General features: G+C 52.2%; 4 protein-coding genes. All 4 read right to left on the bottom strand.

Going from position 1 to position 20,806, the window contains the following annotated elements:
• Nucleotides 1–42: 42 nt before the first annotated feature.
• Genes C5O23_RS00020 through C5O23_RS00005 form a run of 4 tightly spaced genes read right to left on the bottom strand, consistent with a single transcriptional unit; the run spans nt 43 to nt 20,652 of the window.
• Entirely contained in the window at nt 43–7,482 is a 7,440-nt protein-coding gene (locus tag C5O23_RS00020; protein ID WP_133166474.1) for a helicase-related protein, read from the bottom strand.
• Nucleotides 7,416–19,112: a PBECR2 nuclease fold domain-containing protein gene (locus C5O23_RS00015; RefSeq protein ID WP_107030901.1), complete on the bottom strand. Its 11,697-nt coding sequence runs from the start codon at nt 19,110–19,112 to the stop codon at nt 7,416–7,418. The genes C5O23_RS00020 and C5O23_RS00015 overlap by 67 nt, the downstream gene beginning before the upstream one ends.
• 12 nt (nt 19,113–19,124) lie before the next feature.
• Nucleotides 19,125–20,147: a hypothetical protein gene (locus tag C5O23_RS00010; protein ID WP_107030900.1), complete on the bottom strand. Its 1,023-nt coding sequence runs from the start codon at nt 20,145–20,147 to the stop codon at nt 19,125–19,127.
• Between the two features lie 13 nt (nt 20,148–20,160).
• A complete protein-coding gene (locus tag C5O23_RS00005; RefSeq protein WP_107030899.1) occupies nt 20,161–20,652 on the bottom strand; it encodes a hypothetical protein in 492 nt (163 codons plus the stop codon).
• Nucleotides 20,653–20,806: the final 154 nt, after the last annotated feature.

The raw sequence follows: 20,806 nt of genomic DNA, 5'->3' as shown, positions 1-20,806 counted from the left end.
ACGGTGCAAAGATAACTCCATGCATCGTCCACTATCGTTTAACTATTGTTGCGTGTTGTCCAAATCTTCAAGCAATCGGTCGCGTGTTCCGAACATCAGACCAACTATAGAATCGCGCTCTGCTGGAGTTTTAGCTGTAAGATAACGCTCGGTCAGTTTCTGCATATCGCGTTTATATCGCTTTACTCTTCCGTGAGTACGCATATCTACACTTTCAAGCAGTTCTTTACGCCCGGCGCGAAATGCCTCTCTGTCGGTCTTACGGAGTTTGTTAATCTCGGTCTGACGCTTGGTCACCTCATCATATTCCGAAAGCAACTGCTTGGTGCGCTCGGTTGCAACGTTGTTATTGATGCGTTCTTTCGCAAAGTCAAATACTTTCTTCTTGCGGTTTGCTTTAATTGAATCGGTCTCCGCTTCCGAACGAAGCCAACCCGTCAGAGGTTCTTCGCGCATCATCTTGTATTCAGCATATCGCTCGGCAACCTCTTGCGGTGTCATCTCACTCGCCTCTTTCGCTGTCAGGTCAAGTTCCTCAAAATAGACTTTCTCCAATTGACTTGGGGGGCAGCTCAATAAACGTGCCACAAGCAACGCGCACTCTTTCTGAGTCTGTGCATCGGAATTGTAGTCTATGATAGCAGCAGTCCAGTCGGTAATTGTCTGCGGATTTACTCCGAATGCCATACCTCCAATGATATTTATTACATCGTTGGCGGCTGCCATCATATCTTTGTCCGCTTTTTTTGCAGCCTGCATAATATCGCTGTAGATAGGATTGCTTCTACCGAGATTATATATAGATTTCTCGTTTGCTCCTGTCAGCATATTCAATCCATCTGCTATTACATCACCATAAGCAAGACCCTCTACTGGAGCAAACATTGACTGACGCGTTGCGTCCTCCCATTGCTTCTGCTTCTCGTCATCGTCTCCGCTAAGCAAAAGAATAGGTGCTACGCCGCCTATTCTCCATAGCCACGGCAATATCCACCCGAACATTGCGAGATTGACAGTGTTCTTGACGTATGCACTTCTTATCTCTCTCTTGGCATTCTTACGAGCATTAGCCCATTCGGCATCAGTCCATGCACCTTCTGCCTTAGGGTGGAGAGTTCGGAGTATTTGCTTTGCCACATATTCCTCATTAACCTCTCCGCTTATCAGTCGTTTGAGGTTTCGTGCTGACGTATGTGCCTCGCGTGTGTAGGAGGTTGGAGAGTTGCGGAACAGCATTGCTGATGTGGCGTAGAAAGTATGGTCAACCTGCACTGGTGCCATGAAAGGCCCCTCGCTTGACTGCTGACTCTTGTTATAGCAAAGTTCAGCGTCCTGCATTGCACGCCTTTCGGCCTGGGATTCTTCCATGCCCCAACGCAGATACTTAGCCTTTCGGGTCTTGTAAACTCCGTGGCTACCTACAGCGATTGTCCATGCGTCCACTCCGATATTCGGAAGCATACCGTAAGATGAGGCTTTCATTATCTTGCCGTCATATTCGTTTTCTTTCAGTCGGTAGTCTCCCGAAGTACGGCTCAGTATTCTCTTGCGAAAGTTCGGCATGTTTTTCCATGCCCACTGACAGGCTTTAACTCCTCCAGTTCCGAGGTCGGCGGCCACGTATCCCATATTCACTTCTCCAAAGAAAGCAGGAAGTGAAAGAGTCTGCTTCAATGCTGTAAATGGTCTCAACGAGATTTTGCCCATTGTTACACCTTTTGTTCCTTGCACCATCCAGCTGTCAAACTTTGCTCTTTGAGGTTCATAGGCATCGGTGGCAATGGCACAGCATTCTTGGAAGCGTTTCCACAACTGTTCGCCTGAACCGTAGACACTGTTCATTGCGAATACCTGTTGTTTCAGACGATTGTAAGAAAGTAGTGTGCCGAAATCACGGTTCAATTCGGCAAAGGCTGTCCAGTGCGTCATTTCATCAACGTGTTTGGCAAGAACATCCATAAAGTTGCACTTTCGCATATTCCACTTGGCAACGCTCGCTACACGCTTCTTGATGGCACCGGTTTGAACGCTTATGCGGTCATTGGTTTGGGTGACTTGTCCGTTCTCTACCTCTCGTTTCAGTGCGTCCTTATCTCTGACGAAGGGGAAATAGTTGTCTATTGCGTCCATATCCGCGCCAAACATTTTCTTATGAACCTCGTTCGCGCTGTCTCCCATCCGAGGCAGGAGTTCATCCTGCACCCAATCGGCATACGCTTTCAGTTTCGGGTCAAGTGCGTCCGTAATCCTCTGCATCGTTGCATCGTCAATACCCATGCGCCTGTTGGTCGCGCGGCCCATTGGCATTTTATCCACGGCATAGAGGTAGAGGAGTTCTCCCTGTCCTATCTCATACTCGCGCATTTCCGCTCCGTCATAGTATTCGATAGTCGCGCCCGGCTGAGCCTTGGCATAGTCGTAGAGGTCGGAATATGTGTAGTCCACCTTTCGTGTCCCTCCATTGTGCCATGTCCTGCGCTTGCCGAAGATTTCAGCCGCCTTTTCATCCATCTGCTTATGTACGGCCTCTTTCATCTCCTGCTCCCTGTCGGCTGCGTCTATCCAGCCTCGCATGAAGTGGTTCTGCATATAGCCTTCACCATTCGGGTTCTTGCTTCCGAACATCTTAAGCATCTGGTCAAGCGTACTCATCGGTTCTAATAACCAGTTAACAAGCCAGTGGTTACGGAGTTTCATCAAACGGGTATCCTCACGGTCTCCACGCAATTCGCGTCCTTGCATATCCGAGTTCGCAAGATGGTGGATTGAGTTTACTCTCTCTTTCTCGGCCTCTCGCCATGCCTTTGCTCGATCAACGCTCTCGCGGAGTTCTCCACCGAGTTTCATCATCAGTGACTCATATGCCGCGATACGGTCAAGTTTCATCTGCTGAATAGAAACTCTGGTAGCCTCTTCAAATTGGCGATAGGCATCCGCAGTCATACGCCCTGCGTCCTTCTCTTCCTTGGCTTTCTTGATTTCCTCGCGCATCATCTTTTCCTCCTGCTTGGACTTGGCTATGCTTTCGGCATAATCGCGTGCTATCTGAAGACCTGTGTATTCAAGAGTTGCACGTTCAGCGATGGGAGCGTATGGGTCGCTCATTGAGTCTATCGCATCCGCGATGCGTCCGTCTATCTCATCTACGCTCAAACTTTTCCATGTATTGAATATCTTCAGTATCGCCTCTCCGTCAGGGTCAAGTGCGCCCTGCACATTTATGCCCCGTCCGTCAGCACGACTTGTACGCATGGAAATGAGTTTACCAAACGTCTGCTCTATGTTGCGCAGATGGTTATTGACCATAATTTCAAAAACACGGTCAACCTGCTTGCTGATGTCCTGTCTGCCAATTGAATTTGTCACTTGAGCCAAGAGACTTTTTACCTCAGCATTACCAAGTGTGTCAAGAAGACCGTTTTCCATAAGGATTCGGGCAAGGTCTTTGACACTCTTAGCGGTCGTAATGTCATATTCACGCTGACGTGCCATTGCTTGACGCAGATGATTGAGGTTGCCGCCGATTGCACGCATTGCGTCACGTTTAGCCTGCAAGTTGTCGGTGTTGGCCTGCAATGCCTCGGCTTTCATCTTGGTGATGGTTTCTTCCAATCCCAGGCCGGGGTCGCGGAATCGCGTTACATCATCTGCGTCATAGCCGGTCCGTCTGCGCATGACAACGTCCTCGGCTTCGGCGAACACACCACCTTTGCCCTGCTTATCTCGCAGATTCTTCCACGACTTGTAAAGGATATACGACAGGTCTTTGTCGTTGAGGCGTATGCTCTTGGCAATTTTCAGACCGCGCAGGAATTTGTCGAGGAACGACTGAACCTTTGCCTTGATTTTGCCCCAAAGCGTCAGTTCATCGCGGCTCATCTTCTCAAATCCCTCACTGCCGATACGACCGCCGAGCTCTGACATATATTCCTCAGTGGCTTCCTTACGGAACTCCTCGCGTTTGGCCTCGGCTTCAACACGGGCCTCAGCCATGTCTGCATAGTAACTTGAGTTGACATCTTCTCCGGCACGCTCACGAGCCTGTGCTTTGCGCACTCGCAGACGGTCTGCCTCGGCATTCACCATATCGTCCGTTTTCTTGTCTATGACTTTACGGATTGGATTGGAAGCATGGTTGTACACCTCGCCGAGGAACTCATTAAAGCGTTCCTCACCGATAAAGGCACGCAGACCCTTGTGTCCTGCAACCTCATGAACAAACGTATTGTCAACATCGGCTACGTTCACATTATTGGGAAGCACGATGACAACCTCATTGTCCTTCGCGCTCCACCAGCCTTTGGCATTTCGTTTCCTGTGCGATGTGATTTCGTTTAACTCTTCAAGGCTTCGGATAATGCGAACTGGAGTATGAACCTTTTTAGACAGTTCCGATATTCGTGCTTCCATCGCCATAGGGTTGGAATCTGATAATGTAGAATAATCTATATCATCATCTTCACGGTACTTGTTGCCGTCTCCGTTGGTCGGGGTGTCCTCGCTGTCCTCATCATCTTCGGAGGTAAACGTGATGTCCGTTGCGTCCTCAATGTTGGCATCCATTTCGGCATACTTGGCTTCTTTCTCTTTGAGTTCCTCCTGCATGGCAATAGTGTACTCTTCAAGTTTCTGCTCCAGTTCCTTGATGCGCTCGCCGTGTTCAAATGGCTTGCCCTTATCTTTAAGCAGGGCTGCGAGGTCTGTTTCATTACGTTCTTTAGCGTTGACCCATGCCTCACGATTGGAACGCTCTTCCTTGCCACTTGTCACGCTATCAACAAGTTCGTTGATAATTCGCTTCAACGGAATATCGCCGAAAGAACGCTTGTAATCTATGTCATGGGAAACCACATCGTGCTGCACATCAACATCGAACGACAAAGGACCTTGACCTCCATACCCGGCTATCTGACTTACATGAGTAGTCAGTGTGAAATGGACGTTGCCTATGTCAAATGTCAGAGTAGAAGTAATAGGTTCGTCCTGCTGAACACTCTGCTTCTTTGCCGCCATAGCCTTGTTGTGTGCCTCAAAGACTTTCTGCATATCCTCACGAGACTGGTAAGTCTTGCCGTTGATTGTGATTGTCGTGGGATTGTTTTCAAGTAAGGCGAGAATTTCATTACTGCGCATAATGTCATTGCCAAACTTTTCAATCTGTTCACGAAGTCTTGGCTCGGCGCGATGAATATACATCTGATGCTGTCTGTGCTGATCTTGCTTTGCCTGCAACTTGCGCAACTCTTTCTCGGTTTGGTTCTGAAGCATGGCATATTGACTGCCCGACAACTCTGCTGTGATGTTGCCGAACTCATCTCCCTCTTCTTCCAGTATTCGATTTTCAAGGTTGTTGGCAAGCAAATCCTTGGAGTGCATGATAGCGTCTGCAATCGCACCTTTGGTTTTCAGTCGCTGATAGGCGGTCACGTCAAGACTATCCTCAACGCCAAAGCGTATAACCCTTACGGGGATACCCATTTCTTTGTGCATATTGCCTTGACGCAAGAGCCTACCCATTCTCTGCCAGTAGTCCATAGGACGGTTAGGCGCATCAATGTGCATCAGCGTGTGAAGACGCTCCTGTATGTTCACGCCTACACCAAGACGCTGTGTTGTGCCGAGTATCACGCGGATTTCTCCGGCATTGACCTTTGCAAAGATTTTCTCTTTGGCCTTGTCGGTCATGCCGTCACGCATGATTACAACCTGCTCGGCAGGCACACCCTGCGCAATCAGTTTGGTACGGATGTCATCGAATAGATTGAACTCGACAGCCCCGGTTCCCTTATTCTTGCGCTGATAGTTGTCGGCAAAGATTGCGACAGTGCCATTGTATGCCTTACTGTCCTCTAATGAGCGGAGAGTCTGACGCACAGCTTCATTGGTCTTGCTGTGTGGGTCATCGGGGGCGTTAGCCATGACAAGCCGAGCGTCAATGGCGGCTGCTTTGGCTATGCCATACATGACGAGCGGAATATGACTATTCTCTTTTTTCTCCTGCCCACTCATTTCATCATAGGCTTTGAGTTGCGCTCTCACGAATTTGAGAACGGCTCGCAGTCCATTGGTCTGCGGCAAATAAAGGTCGGTCGGCTGACCTCCTTCCAGTTCGGGGATTTGGCTTTTTACCTCGCCTGCCTCAGCTGTGAGAACGGTGTCGGTTATGCCTGCCCATATTCGTGCGAGTTCGGGCAGGTTTGAGTAGCCTGCGAAACGATTGTTCTCTTTATACGTTCCCTGCGTGGTAAATTCAAGCATCTGTTGGATGCTGCCGAAGTTGCGCACAAAATCATCGAAGTGCCAAATGTTATGGCCCTCCATGACCTCACGCGGGAGCAGGTAACGCATAAACGTCCAAACCTCTGCAGCCGTATTGGAGATAGGAGTACCGGTTGCGAAGATTACATTTCTGCCTCCGCTCTTCTCCTGCACCGCCTTTACTTTGAGATACAGACCTTGACACTTTTTTGAATATGACGGGTCTACACCCTTGACACCGCGTTGCATGGCAGTGGCAAATCCGAGGTGCTTGTATTCGTGTGCCTCGTCTACAAGAATAGCGTCCACTCCGAGGTCATCAAAGTTGAGAGTGTCATCGGTAGCGCGGTTAAGCATCTCTTCCGCGCGAGTCTTGGCATTCTCCTTTGCGATTGCGGCTCTCTTGCCGTCTTTCTTCGGCTTTGAGCCGGACGTAACCATTACGCGCTCTGTCACTTCACCCTCGGCTGTCTCGGTGTCGCTGAGTTTGTTCAACTGGTCGCGCAGATTTTCAACGTCCTTTTTAAGAGCTGCAACGGCGCGTCCTGCCTCACGGTCTTTTGACATAGCCTCTATAACGTCCATCTTTTCTTGGATGGATTCTTCGATGAATCGGCGTTCACGGTCGGGGTGGTCGGGAATGCGCTCCAATACAGACTGGGGAATGACAACCATATCCCAGTCGTTGTAACGTATCTTTGCATAGAAGTCCTTACGCCCTTCTGCATTGCGGTCTTTATCTTCAAGACTGAGAATGCGTGCGTCCGGGTAGAGTGCTTTCGCGCTTGCCACAAACTGACCGAGTGTAGCGTTCTGCACTACAATCATCGGCTTCTTGGCAGTACCAAGACGGCGCATTTCCATTGCTGTGGTGATGAGGGTAAAAGTTTTACCTGTGCCAACCTCATGAGCAAGCATAAGGCTCTGCATCGTGCCTCTCACAATGGCTTTAGACTGATGTTTGCGCATCTTGATAGGCTTCCCTCCGATAACTCGCGCGGCTCCGTCAAAGTATTCTGGAATATACTCATCGGGGATAGTCATTGGCGCAGAGTTGTTGAAGATGTTGTTGTAGGTCTCTTCAATTTCCTTTGCCAGTTCGGGGGCAGATTCCATGCGAGAGCGCAGCCACGATTTGAAGTCATCGCGGATTTCATCTACTTTGGCAGCGCAGGCAGATGTAGCTTTAGGGTCGGATATCGTGGGCCGTCTTCTGCTTGACACAAAAAACGGATTGTGCGGTTGGTCATGGCGGCCTCTATCAACTCCGTACCAGTGATAATCTTATCGCAGATTTCACTTCGGATGCCGAATGATTTGTCCTGCTCCCCAGTCCATTTTGGCTTATCCATGGCCCACATACCACCTGCATAGGTAAGTTTCACACTTGCGCCTGTACGTTCTTTGACATACTGCTCAAAGAGTTCAGGGCGCAACCACGAAGAGCCGATACTGAACTCAATGAAATGCGATGGGATGTTGTGAGGCACAACCTTACGCAGGGCGGTGATGTTTGGTGTGTATCTTCCGTCCTCATTGTTGACCTCTGCCTGTTGCATTTTCTCACGCACATTCCCCGACAGGTATTCGTGCGCGGCTTCCATTGAATGTGTGAGTGGGTTCTCATAACCAAGTCCGGCTTCAATTACCTCACGGCGAACATCTGCTTCACTCATGCCGAGTTGTTCTGCGATATATCGGGTGTCAAGTGAGCCAGTCTGACGGATACTGAGCGTTACTCCGTCACGGACATTTGTAGCCTTGGGCTGTTCGGGGCGAACAACGACACGGCGGCTGAATATATCAGCCTTACCAAACACTTTTTTGTGTTCAAGACCTTCCTCGCGATATGTTTCAAGGGCAATTACGGAGGGATAGTCAACATCATTCTTCAGCCATGCCAGGCCGTTATTGCCGTGCAGGTGTCCGTATGTCGCCACAAAGGAATCAAAGGCGCGGTTCAACGCTTTGAGTTTCGGCTGTAACCCCTCATCGGAATCTGATGTCTTTTGGTATTCGAGCAAGTCATTGAGGGCCTTCTTGATGGCATTGTAATCTTGTACCACCTGTACGCGACTACGACCCTTAACCTTGTTCTTGTTGAACTGTGCAATACGTTCATCTGCACTTTTAGGATTCTTATTGTCAAGTTTGGACATGAGTGGACGAGCCGTTCCGTCATAGTTGACGCAGATACGACCCTGCGAATCTACAACAACAGTTCCAGTCTTTACCTCATTGCCAACCTTGTCATAGGTGGGAACATACTCATCGCGGTGGTTCATTACCGTGGGAGCAGGCTCTTCCGAGGTGTCAGCCAACTTCTGCTTCATATCCTCAACCCACTGGCTCAATAGTTGCGACTGGTCTTTCTCCTTAATCGGATACAAACCTTTGCTTTCGGGTCTGAAACTGGTGTCGCCTTTTTCAAAACCGAAATGCATTTCGCCTGCCATGTATTCGGGATGCTCAACATAGTAGCGATTGTATGACATGGAAAGCGTTTTGATGATTGGCACTTCGCCAACATTCTTGACTTTCTTTTTCTCGCCGGTGTCATACTCGGCTGTTCGCACTCCTGTCGTGAGTGAGCAATCTATGGCGTTGGGTGACTTAACGCCGTTCACACGCTTGCGCACAACAATGATGTCGGATGTGGCATTAGTGCCTCCGAATGTCTCATTGTGCATACGGAACATACCAACAATGTCTGCGTTCTCACGGTTGCTAAGCCATTTATGCAAACGGCCTGTGCCGTCCATCGAGCCTGCTGTGGTGATGAACACGCCAACACCGCCGTCACGCAGTTTGCGCACGTTCTTGGCAATACAAAAATCGTGGATAGAGGTCTTGAACTCTTTTGAGATGTCGCCGTCACCGCTTGTGTCTGCGACTTTCAAGCCGGGAACAAACGGAACATTGGTTATGACAAGGTCGTATGTGCCAGTCTCTATCTTGACTTTCTCAAAGCCGTCAATATCAACAACGGCATCGGGATAAAGCAGACTGAGCATTTTGCCTGTTGTCGGGTCTTTTTCAACGGCGCGGATATAACTACGCTCACTAAGGTCTTGTGGCATTAGACCGAGGACATTGCCGATACCTGCTGAACCTTCAAGAACGCGACCACCCTTGAATCCCATTGCACGCGCAATATCCCACATTGCATCTACAATGTAAGCTGGGGTAAAATATGCCGAGTTGCGCGACATTTCCGCGCCCTCATCATATAATTTATCGCCGAGAAGCTGCCTGAGCTGTCGGCTTGTATCCCAGTCGCTGAAAGCCTTGCCGAGGCCGCCCCAACCGCTGAATGCACGAAGTTTCTTCATGTCGGCGGCTGTTGGTGCTTCACCGCTCGCTTCAAGTTTCTTCATCGTTTCGATGGCGGCGATGTTGGCTTTGATGCGTGCGCTCTCGCTCTTGGGTGCGACTTCGGTGCCGCGCTCTACATGGTTGTTGTGAACGTTCTTACGTTCCTTTTCGGGCAGACGTTCTAAGGCTGGCTGCGTAGCCACGTCATGTAATCCTCTGCTTCCTGCTCGGTCAGCATCAGAATCCATGCCAGTGCTTCCACTGCCTGCTTCTCCGGCAGGTCTTTCAGTTTCACGCCGGGGTTCATCTCCTCCCACCTGCGTATCCTGCTTGAGTTGCTGTCGTTGTCTCCCGGCTTCTCCGGGGCGAGTTCCCATTTCAGTTTCTTCATGATTGCTTAAGCTTTGAGTGTTATCGAATAGGCCGCCGAACAAATCTCCGAAAGGTTGTTCCGGCTTCAAAGTTACATCTTTTTTGCGAGAACTTCGCTTCTTCTCCTGTGTGGCTCTTGCTACACGCTTTGCCTCGCCGAAGATTCCATCGGCAGGCTTGACGCGGCTCCAGTCTCCCTTTTCTGACATGACACCCTTGACAGCCTCAAAGATAGGCCCACCATCAGTGTCAAAATCTTCTATCTTGACTTTCTCCCAATTGCCGTTGCCGTAACGGTCCCACATGACCTCATCGCCTATCTTGTAGCCATTGTGGGTTTCCTCGGCTTCGGCAGGAGTTGAGGATGGAAGATACTCTTTGGCCTCGCGCTGAATACCTTTAAGCAGGTCGGCATAGGTCACGTTGGCATCAGCCCAACAGTTACGCCCCATGCGGTCAAACGACACATGACCTTTTTCATCGGGCCATTCAACGCGGTACATGATGCGAGTGGCTTGCAAGTTATCTCCGCTGTATGTCACATCGCCCGGCGTTACTGACGGGTCAAGACCGATAGTAATGTAGAGTTCGCGGCCCTCATTGAGGGGCAGGCGAATGGATATGTCACCGCCTGCGGGCGCGATATTCGCGGTAACGGCGTTCTTTCTCTTGCCACGGTTGGCGGTTGTTGAGCCTGTCACCTTGTCAAGTCCCAGGCCGAGGTCGTTCACAAGTTGTTTGGCGAGTTCAACTGCATCCTTGACGGCTTTCTTCTCGGCATTGCGCATATAGCCGTATGCTTCGTTGAAATCCTTGTCAACCTCTTCGGCTTCATAATAGCCGAGGATTGCCAACTGGTCGTTGACCTCGTCAAGGGTGTCATCTACTCGTTTGAGGTCGCGGAGGATGCGCTTGCGTCCTGCTTCTCCAGTTCCTGCGCTTTGCGCTGTAACTTCTGCTTCGCCTGCAACAGCCTCTGCTTTTTCTGCAAGAGCTGCTGTATCTGCTTCTCTCTGCTTGTCATTTTCTCTTCGGTTTTTGTTTCGGGTTTCAATAAGTTCTTTCTGCGCCTGCTCCGAAGCGGTGGCAGCTTTGCGCTCTTCAACAATCATGGCAGCCTGCGCGATAGGGTCTGCCTGCTTCTTGTCGAAGTTCTGCACGTCAAAGACGGCTACCTGCTCCGTAGGTGTAAAGGCGTATTTCTCGTATCCGGGTGTCCAACGTGCGCCCTCGTAGAATGATTTGAGCCACGGACGTATCTTGTCGCCCAACAATCCAACCATCTTGGTAGCATAGTCGGGGAAAGAGGTTGTGTCACGCTCTACAAGACCCATAGCAAGACGTATGCCTGCCGACTGGATACGCTGACGCTCCTGCGGTGTGAGTTCGCCGGGGTCACTGAATTTGATATCAGCGTCTCCCTCATCCTCTCCGATGCCGAGCAACTCGCGCAGCTCATTAGCCAACCACTGCATTTCATCATCGGAGATTTCGTGCTGTGCTTCCTGCTCTGCCTTGACTGGCTCGGCATGGTCGCTCAACTTGGTTTCGCCTTTGGTCGACAGGTCGGTCATCACATCTTCAAGGCTTACGCGGTTGATAGGTGATTTCTTAGGCCTGGGATTGCGTGTGCGGCTCGCACCGACAGCCTCACGGAGTTCCTCGGCAGTCATAGGTTGTACGTCTGCAACCGCTTCCTCGTTGCCAAGCATTTCACCGAGTTGACGTGCAGCTTCTTCACTGCGCATCATATAACCGCCCTGCTTGCGGTCATACCAACCGCGTGAGGTTTTCTTACCTTCTGCGAGTGGCTCACGCACAAAGGTGTCAAGAGCCGCCTTTTCCTCGGCGGTCAGTTCGCGGTTGAACTTGACAAGGTGAACATCGCTCGTCTTGCCTTTCTTGTTGGTGTAGGTTGTGGGCGTAATGGTGTACGGTTCAGAACTTTCCGCGCTCTCCGCTTGTTTATCTGCTGACAAAGTATTATCTTTGCGGTCAGAAGATATAACATTGTCGGACGTAGGAACAAGGTCCGGTCCCTCCGATTCACTCGGAGCCTCGGTTAAGCGCATTTCAGAACTGGGAGACAATTTTTCATCAAGGTGCAGGACAATATCGTTCTGCATCTTGTTCTTTAATGACTTGTCCTTTATCTCATGACTGCTGATGGACACTTCCATGCCGTCTTTCTTGACGGTCACGGATTCAAAATGAACTATGCGAGTGCCGTCCGATTTTACAAACGTCTTGATGAAAAGATATTTGCTATCACGTTCAGAGCCTTCCTTTGGGTCTGCTTCCTCAAGGATTACATCGGGAGTGCTGAGTGTCGGATGAATCATGCCGAAATAACCAGTACGCTTGGTAGAGTAGAGTTTCAGCAACTGGTTTGCACCCATCTTGACAATGCCTATGGGAGTTTCAACAGTGCCGTCCTCTCCGAACTGGGCAATCCAGTTTTCGGGCGTGAGTTCAATTGTGGGAGCGACTTCGGCGGTTGCTTCCATTCGTGCAATCAACTCCGTTGCTTCCTGCTCGGTGAGTGAACGTCCAATCATGTCATTGCCCACAATAGGCTTGACGCTCTTGTACTCGGCAAAGGGTTTGGTCTTACGTCTGCTCGACTGAATCCACTTCTTGAACTCGTCCTTGCTGACGTGGGTAATCGCGCCGAGGCCGGTCCACCCCGGCTCATAGTTGGAGAGGTATGCGTCACGCGCGGCCTGCTCCGTGGGGAAGCCGTACATAACCTTATGCTCGTCAAACGAGCCGTCCTCGTTCACTTGGTCAACGACAAACACATCGCCCTCTTCGGGAGTGTCGGAAAGGAACACGTCAATGTGGTCGCCGTCCACTCCCTCAGTCCCACGAATATATCCGTAGTCGTTCTGCATGGTAGTTTCCCACGGCTTGCCGTCCGCTCCAGTACCACGGCGCACACTGCCTTTGGCATTCTCTATGCTGATGTTGTATCCGTCAACACGGCGGTGTTCCATCTTATAGTTGCCTGCGGCTTTCTGCGCCTCGGTCGGCTCTGCCTGCATACCGCCGTCAATGTAATCGGCAATCTCTTTGAGGTCGCCGAAGTCGCGCCCCTCATAAGTCAACTGACTGCCAGTATATGAGCCGTTCTTGTCGGGAGCGTCAGTTTGGATGACCTCATGCTTGCCGTCAACGTAGAGTTTACGTTTGTAGATGGGTTTGTCGGGCGCGGGGCCTTTCTCTTCCCATTCATCGCCCACGCTGATTCGTGCGCGGAGTGCGGCCTCTTCGGGCGTATCTTCGTGAATGTCGTTGCGCTCTTTGGCAAGCGGTTCTAACTCTGTGCCGCCGTCTGCGGTTGGCTGTTGAGGCACTGCACTGCGTTCATCATCATTCGGAGTTTGTTCACTTGCCTCGCTTCGTTCACGCTGTTCTGCGTCTGCTTCGGCTCTGCGCTTGCGCTCCGCAATGGCAGCGTCCACGAGTGCCTGCTGTTCTTTTGGGGTTGCATTTCTGAAATGTTCATTTACGGTTGTGAGTATTTCTTCTTTTGTGGGGATCGAGCCGGAGAACATATCCATCTGACCGCCCGAAGCTTGTGCAGCCTCGTTGTTGTATGAGGTCAGCACCTTGCGCAGGTCGCTCGGCTTACCGCTGTTGAGAATGTCTGCAAGCAGGAGTGCGGTCGCGTCAGCGACACGGCTGTCTCCAAACTCATCATCAAACAATCCCTGCATACGTCCGAAGGGCGACACTGGCATTCCATCGGTATATACGTCCGGCATAGCGGCCTTGGCGCGAGTAACAAGGTCTACAGCCTTTGCAAGTTCCTCGCTGATGTCGTAGCCGTTTCGGGCAAGAGTGCGGTTATTGGCAATCTCATTCAATCCCATAACGATTGACTGGCGAAGTGTCGGCATAGAGATTATCTGACGCACTGCATCGGGCGAGGTTTGGAACACCTTGCCGATGAGTGTATTTTCAATCAGTTCCTTGCCTGCGGCCGACAACGCTGTGCCGGTTCTCATTTCGGGCATTTGCATATCGTTGATGACTCCTGCCTGCATGAGTGCGCCCAGTGCGTGAGCAATCGCTTTCTCATCGGCATAGTAGTCCGAAAGGCGGTCATAGCGGCTGATATCGTTGACAATGCTTGTGAAAACATTGTAGGGAACAATCTTGCCGAGTTTGACGGCGGCTTCTGGTTTGCCCTGCGATTTCTTCTCCTGCGCGTTGAAGCGTGCAAAGGTGGTGGCATCGTAAGGCAGAGCCTCGTCCGGCACAAACACCACGCGAGGATTCTTCATACTTGCCACCTGCTCCGGGGTAAAGCCGTATTTCTTGTGTCCGAACTGCGCGAGGTAGTCATTGTATGCCCTATCTGTGCCTTGACGCGCTGCGAGGTCGCCCGACATGGTGCGATTGTTGCCCGACAGCACCACGCCGTCCTTGCTCACTATTACTGGGTCTTGCAGGGCGCGGTTGTCATAGTTGCCTGCCATACCCTCAACTTTCTGCTGTGCGTCCTTATCACGCTGATAGTCGCGGTCGTTGACGCTTTGGCCGTTCTCATCAATCGGGAAACCCTCGGTGGGTGCATAAGCATTGTTCACATCATGGCTCGGCGAGGCGGCTCCTGCCTCGGTCAGAATGTATCTGCCGGAGATAGTAGAGCCGTCGGGCAGGGTCAGAGCGTCCTCGTTACCCTCCACCTTAGGAGCGGACTCCCAACGCTCGCGTATCTTCGGATTGACAGCGTGAACACCTATGCGCTCCTGCTCGGCTTGCTTCTCTGCCTTGATACGCTGTTCCTCTTCAAATCGTGCGACAGCTTCATCGTGGGCGATAGCGTCACGCTGACGGCGTTCCTCTTCCTGCTGACGGCGCAGCTCGGCATTGCGCGAGGTATAGACACGGAGAATGTTGCTCCACGCCTGCGCCTCGGCCTGCGCGTCCGCGAGTGCCTGCTGATACTCGGACTGCGCTTTGGCGTTGGCCTCATCCACGCGCTTCTGCTCGGCACGCATAGCCATCGGCCCGGCCTTGCCTGCAAGTTTAGGCTTGACCGGTGTCGGCGGCTTCTTGCCCAGTGCCTCCAATCTCTTGTTGGCATCCTCAATCATCTGCTGTGCGATTGGCAGGGCGTTGGCTTCCCCCTCCATAGCCTCAACGAGGCCGTCCCATGCTGTTTCCGGGTCAACGGCTGTAAAGCGCGGCTCCTGCGTTTCCTCATCTAAAGGTATGCGCGAGAGGGCGGTTTCGGCCTGCTGTTCGGGCGCAGGAATATTTTCAGTGCCATTGTTGCCTGTTGTTTCGGCGGGCGCGTTCTGCGCCTCCATCTGCCTGCGCTGTTGCTCATATTCGTAGGCTTCAAGACGGCCTCGCCATTCCTCGGTAAGGAAATCACGGCCTCGCAGGTCGGTGATTGTTTGGTTGAGGACTTCATCGGAAAGGCTCGTAGAAACCTCAATACCCTCCTCATATCCTCGGTCGTATTCCTCGGTGTCAGTGGTTGCAGGTGCTTCCGCTTCAGCAGACCGGGCAAATGGGTCTATGTACTCCGGCTCTGCTTCCGATTCTGTTGCTTCTTCGGGAGCAACGGCATTCTCGCCGAAGATGTTCATCTGCTCCTGCTCGATCACCGACAATGCGGTGTCCAGCTCGTCTTGCACACTTACAGTTTCAATTACACGTTCAATGAACTCCGGTGCGGACGGTTCATATTCACCGCTTTCGGGATTTAATACCCATATTTGACTGCTTGAGTTCTGTCTGTCCACGCCCTTATTATCGGGGAACATCACGACATCTCCCATTACAATATATACCTGCTTCCCCATTTTGGTCTCGGCAGATATTATCATACCATCGTCCTTGCCGTCCTTATCCTTGTGGGTGCGCTTGCCTACTGACTGCTCAACCTCTGCACGCTTTCGGTCGGCCACCTCGTTGGAAGCGTCCATAACGCCGTCAAGAGCCGCCTTTGCGTTGATGTAGTATAGAACTGCGTCCTGCTGTTCGGCAGTAAGTTCGGGGTCGTTTACCAATGCCCACGGATTTTCGTTGACATGGAACATATAATATTCGGCTTCTGCTCCGAACGCGTCCTCAACCGCTTGGTATGCTTCCTGCATACGCAGGGCGATAGCGTCCACATCAGCCTGCACGGTCGGGTCGCCCTCTTCAAAGCGTCCGTACAGCAGGCGACCCTGCTCATATCGGTTCTGCGCCTCTGCCTGCTCCGGGGTAGGGTCTGCGTTCTGCTGTCGGGCCTCTTCGGGAAAGAGCCGTTCAAGATACGATTTGACAGCCGCCTGTTCTGCCTCGGTGCGCTTGCCCGGCATTTTACGCAGAACTGCGTCCACATCAATCCCGGTCGAGTTCATCAGTTCCGCACGGATTGCTTCGGGGCGGTACTTGTCGGCAATCTCCTTGTTGCGGCCGATAGCGTCATCAAGAAACTCAACCAACTGCACCTGCGATTCCGTCACGTCCTTATTCCCTGCCTTGACGGCACGATATATCTTCTTGATGGTTGCAGGGTCTGCGCCGGGAGACACCTCGCTGATAGCTGCGTCAAGCACCATATCATCGGCGACTGCTTCCTTGTAGCGTTCGCCGACATCAATGGTGTTGAGTTCTGCCTGACGCATGATGTTATCGGTCTCCTGCTTGGCTTCCTGCTCGTTCTTGAACGTGCGAGAGGTCACAATCTCGCCGTCGGCGGTTGTGGAATTGATTGTTACACGTCCATCATCGGCGGTGGTCTTGGTGTAGCCAGTCACGCTACCCATCGGGAGCATACGACCGGTGAGGATATAATATGCTTTGGCGCGTGCGGCTTGGCTTACCCTGCCGTCCTGCATGAGTTCTTCCATTGCCGAATAGCCGTCAAATTCGGGTGAGCGGTGGATTGTTTCGGCTTCCACACGCTCTGCCCTCAACTCAATTGCACCCTCGGCAGGGTTGATGTTGGGATTCTGCGCTTCCTGTACGCGGTCTCGGCTGAACAGGTCGGCGAGTTCGCCATAGCCTGTCCGGCGCAGTTCCTCGCGCTCATCGGCTGTGAATGATAGGTCGCCCGGACTTGCGTCCAAATTCCGGCGCAGACGCTCCTCAAAGTCCATGCGGTTGTGGTTGCGCTCTGCCTGCGTCAGCGGTCTGCCGTTTGTAGGCTTGAATGGGCGCAGGCTTGCAATCATACGAGGTGCGCTTTTGATTCCATGCTGTGCCTTGAAACCTAACATCATCGCCATGTTGTCGGTCCACACGTCAAAAGCGTCTCCCTCTCCGCTTATCCACTGGGGAATTGAGAACACCGTACCCTCGGCGACAGTTGAGACAGCTACCTCTCCGAAGCGTACGCCTGCTTTGCCTGCCGTGCTTGTGGTCGCTTTGGCATACTTGTCGGCGACATTGCCTATCATAGGCGACAGCGTACCGGTCACGCTACCGAGGACAAGGCCATGACCGCCTGCCTTTAGGATTGCTCCGGCTGAATATCCCTCAACCTCGCCGGTCTCGGCATTGACATGACCGCCGTGCAGAAACTGGCTCTCGCCCTCTTTGAGCATTTCGTATGTGGCGAAGTTGCCACCGCCTGCGGCCGCCCCGGTAATGATACGACCGGTCAGCGATGACGAGAAGAGGCGAGAGCCTACCTGCGTTGACATAGATGTGGCGGCCCGGCTTGCAACATATCGGCCACCGAGGCTGATTGCACCCTTGCCTGCGACAGAGCCGACACCTCCCGACACCCATGTCACGGGGTCAACAGCCATGCCTGCGACTGTGCCTGCCACCTGCGCGACGCGGTGGTTCTTGCCATACTCACCCATAGCGGCCTCATAAGCTGCAAGGTCGCCACTCGTTCCTGCTTGGCTTCGGGCAAGACCTTTGCTGATCGAGTTAACCACGTTCATGTCTGCGACAGTACGACCGAAGTATTCCAGTGTGCTTTTGGGCGTGTTCTGCTGAACGGCATACTGGTACACGGCGTTGTCCGACAACGAACGTGCCATCTGCGAGGCGGTAGCCTGCAATTCCTCTTCGCTTGCGCCGGGGTACTGCTGACGCAGGCGGTTATAGCAGTTGGCGGTAATCTGTGAGCCGACACGATTCCACGCATTGTCCATCATCGTTTCAAGGTCAAAGCGTGTCATGTGCGAAATATTGTCAGCGTGGCGATTCATAGAGGTCGTCACTACACGCATCTCGCGTCCGCCTCCCATAGACGCATAACTATTCCAATGCTTATTGGCGTTGCGCTCTTTGTCAGCCTTGTGCTTCTCTTCGGCTTCACGCCAAAGGTCTGCTACAACGCTGTATGCAGGGGCCTGTGCGTCAAACTGCGCCTGCATCTCCACATCTTCGGGTTTGGCAGGGTCAAGTCCGTTCTGCTTCATGCGGTTCTCAAACTGGTGGCGCAGACGTGCGGTTCGCGCGCCATACTCGGCTTGGTCTGCCTCCAAATAGTTTGTTGTGAGCCTGCCATCGGGCAATAACCACTGGGTGACAGCCTTGCCATCTATATACTTCACTCCGTAAGGTACGGGCGACTGACCGCTCTGCACTGGCTGTTGCTGTGCTTCGCCCTCGGCGGCTACCTCCGCTCCCTCGGTAGCAGGGGCAGGTGTCGGCGGTGTCAATCCCATTACCTTTGTAGGAGTGCCTGCAAGCTGCGCTTGGAATTTGGCGGCTTTGAGTTTCTTCCTGCCTTCGGGCGTGAGCGGCTCGGTCATGCGCTGAACCTGCTCTATGCGTGCCTTTGACTTTTGCTTGAAATCGTTGAGCATGGTGTGCATCTGATACGACATTCGTATCTTCTCCTGCTCGGAGGGTTGCCATGCAGCCTGTTCGGGTTGAGACTGGACCGGTGCCTGCTCTTGCTCTTCCGCAGTTGCCGAAGCAGGTACGGAAGTAGGGGCTGCGGTCGCGGCAGGTTGAGCCTGCTGTTGTGGTGTCGGGGCGGTGGGCGCAGGCGCAGGTGTAGGTGCGCCAAATCCGATATTGCTCTCAAAGTCGGCGAACGGTTCCATGTTGTAGCCGTCAGCAACAAGAGCGTCATAAGCGGCTTTGCGCTTCTTGGGGTCTTTGAGGTTCTCGCGGAACTGCGCCTCCGGCTCCATCGCATAGCCGTTCTTGACAAATGCGTTATATAGGTTGGTTACTTTATCTTCTGCCATAGTGGATTATGATTATGCGGTTGGAGATTGTCTGCCGGTGGGGCTGGGTTTGCCTGCATGACCGCCTTTCTTGGTCTTGGTCGATGAGGTCTTTCCGTTTATTTCATTTTCTGATTCAGTTGTTTCAACAACATCCTCTTCTTTCCATGTGCCGTGCTGTTTGGCATAGGCAATGGCAGCTTTCTCGGTCGCAAATGGATGGGGGTTGCCATGCTCATCCCATGCAGTGAATTCCCTTGCGTTGGAGCGGTCATGCGCTCTCGCAGAAGCGTAAGAGTTGGCGGCTGATGCTCTTGAAGCACCTGCGGCTGCATCCCTTTGCCTTACTCCTGCTCGTTTGTACTCATTATCAAGTTCAAGCGATGTAGGCTTGTTATCTGCTTCATACTTTGCTGAAATTGCCTCTTGCTCGGCCTTTTTTTGTTGCTCACCCTTTATCGCCATAATTAGAGGATGTAAATCGGCCTCGCGCTGTGCTTTCTCGCGTGCGAGTTTCTGACGCTCCTGCTGTGCTTCCAGTTCGCGCAAGGTCTTGGCACGCTCATTTTCAAGGTCTCCGAGTTTGAGCGAGAATTGCAGATACTTGTCGGCATTCTTCTCACGCTCCGTTTTCAGACGTTCAAGGCGAGCGTCAACGGCATTAGTCATGCTCCCTTTCTCATGGTTGTACATGTCGGGAGCATACTGCGATGTAAAATACAGGTTGCTCAACGCCGATATGCCGTCACTGACGGCTGCGATAATACGCTTGGACTTCTCCCTGCGCTCACGCTTCTTTCGCTCTTCCTCGGTTTCGGGGCGGTTGCCCTCCGCGTCCATCCAGTCTTGAATGGTCTTGATTTGTCGGTCAGTACCTGCGGTAGCGTCCACGCGCTGTTGCTGTTCGGGAGAAACAGCAGGCGTTTCGTGTTCGGTGTCGGTTGATACCGCAGGCTGTTCACTCTGCGGCTGAGAGCCGGACGTACTGACAGCACCCACGGTGGCTGGGGTGGCAGCTTGGCTCTGCTCATGTTGTTCTTCAGTATATCCTGCCATATGTCACAAAGGATTAGAATGCACCTGCTATGCCTGCACCGGCTTGTGTCACACCCTGCACGGCTGACGAGATAGCTTCTGATTTTTTTATTTCAAGATTATTCAGAGCGTCATTTATCTGCGCGTCACGTTGCTGATAGGTCTGCTCGATCTGGTCTTTGCGAGCCTCGGCATTGACGGCAATCTGCGATGTCGCGTCTGCGAGTGCCTGATTGTTGGCGGCTTTGGCGGCCGCAACACTCTCTTCCGTTCCACCCATCACAGCCTGCGCTCCGGCGGCTTGTCGGTTGCGGTTACGGATTGATTCCTCGGTTTTGGTTAGGATACGCTGTGCGTCCGCACGCTGGGTCGCGTCCTCATTATATCGGCGGTCATACCAGTCTTGGTTCGCCTGCTTCTGCTGTTGCAGATTCTTCTTGACCTTTTTCATTGCTTTGCTTGCCGAGATACCGCCGAAAATGCTCCCGACAGCCGACAAACCTGCGCCTACTAAACTTCCTATCATGATAGCGATGTTTCAAAAGTTATAATTCGTGCGCTAATTTACAGCACTATCTTTGCAGGCAACTTTTAAGTTTTGTATCATGGCAAAAGGTAAGAAAACAGGTGGGCGACAAAAAGGTACGCCCAACAAGGAAAACCCGCTCAAAGGGTATCTC

It is taken from the genome of Duncaniella muris (genome assembly GCF_003024805.1).
Classification (GTDB): domain Bacteria; phylum Bacteroidota; class Bacteroidia; order Bacteroidales; family Muribaculaceae; genus Duncaniella; species Duncaniella muris.
Note: the sequence above shows the minus strand (reverse complement) of the source record. Positions and strands in the feature narration are given on the sequence as shown.

Coding starts and splice junctions, on each gene's coding strand:
- C5O23_RS00015 (WP_107030901.1), bottom strand. CDS start 19,112: ATGGCAGAAGATAAAGTAACCAACCTATATAACGCATTTGTCAAGAAC.
- C5O23_RS00010 (WP_107030900.1), bottom strand. CDS start 20,147: ATGGCAGGATATACTGAAGAACAACATGAGCAGAGCCAAGCTGCCACC.
- C5O23_RS00005 (WP_107030899.1), bottom strand. CDS start 20,652: ATGATAGGAAGTTTAGTAGGCGCAGGTTTGTCGGCTGTCGGGAGCATT.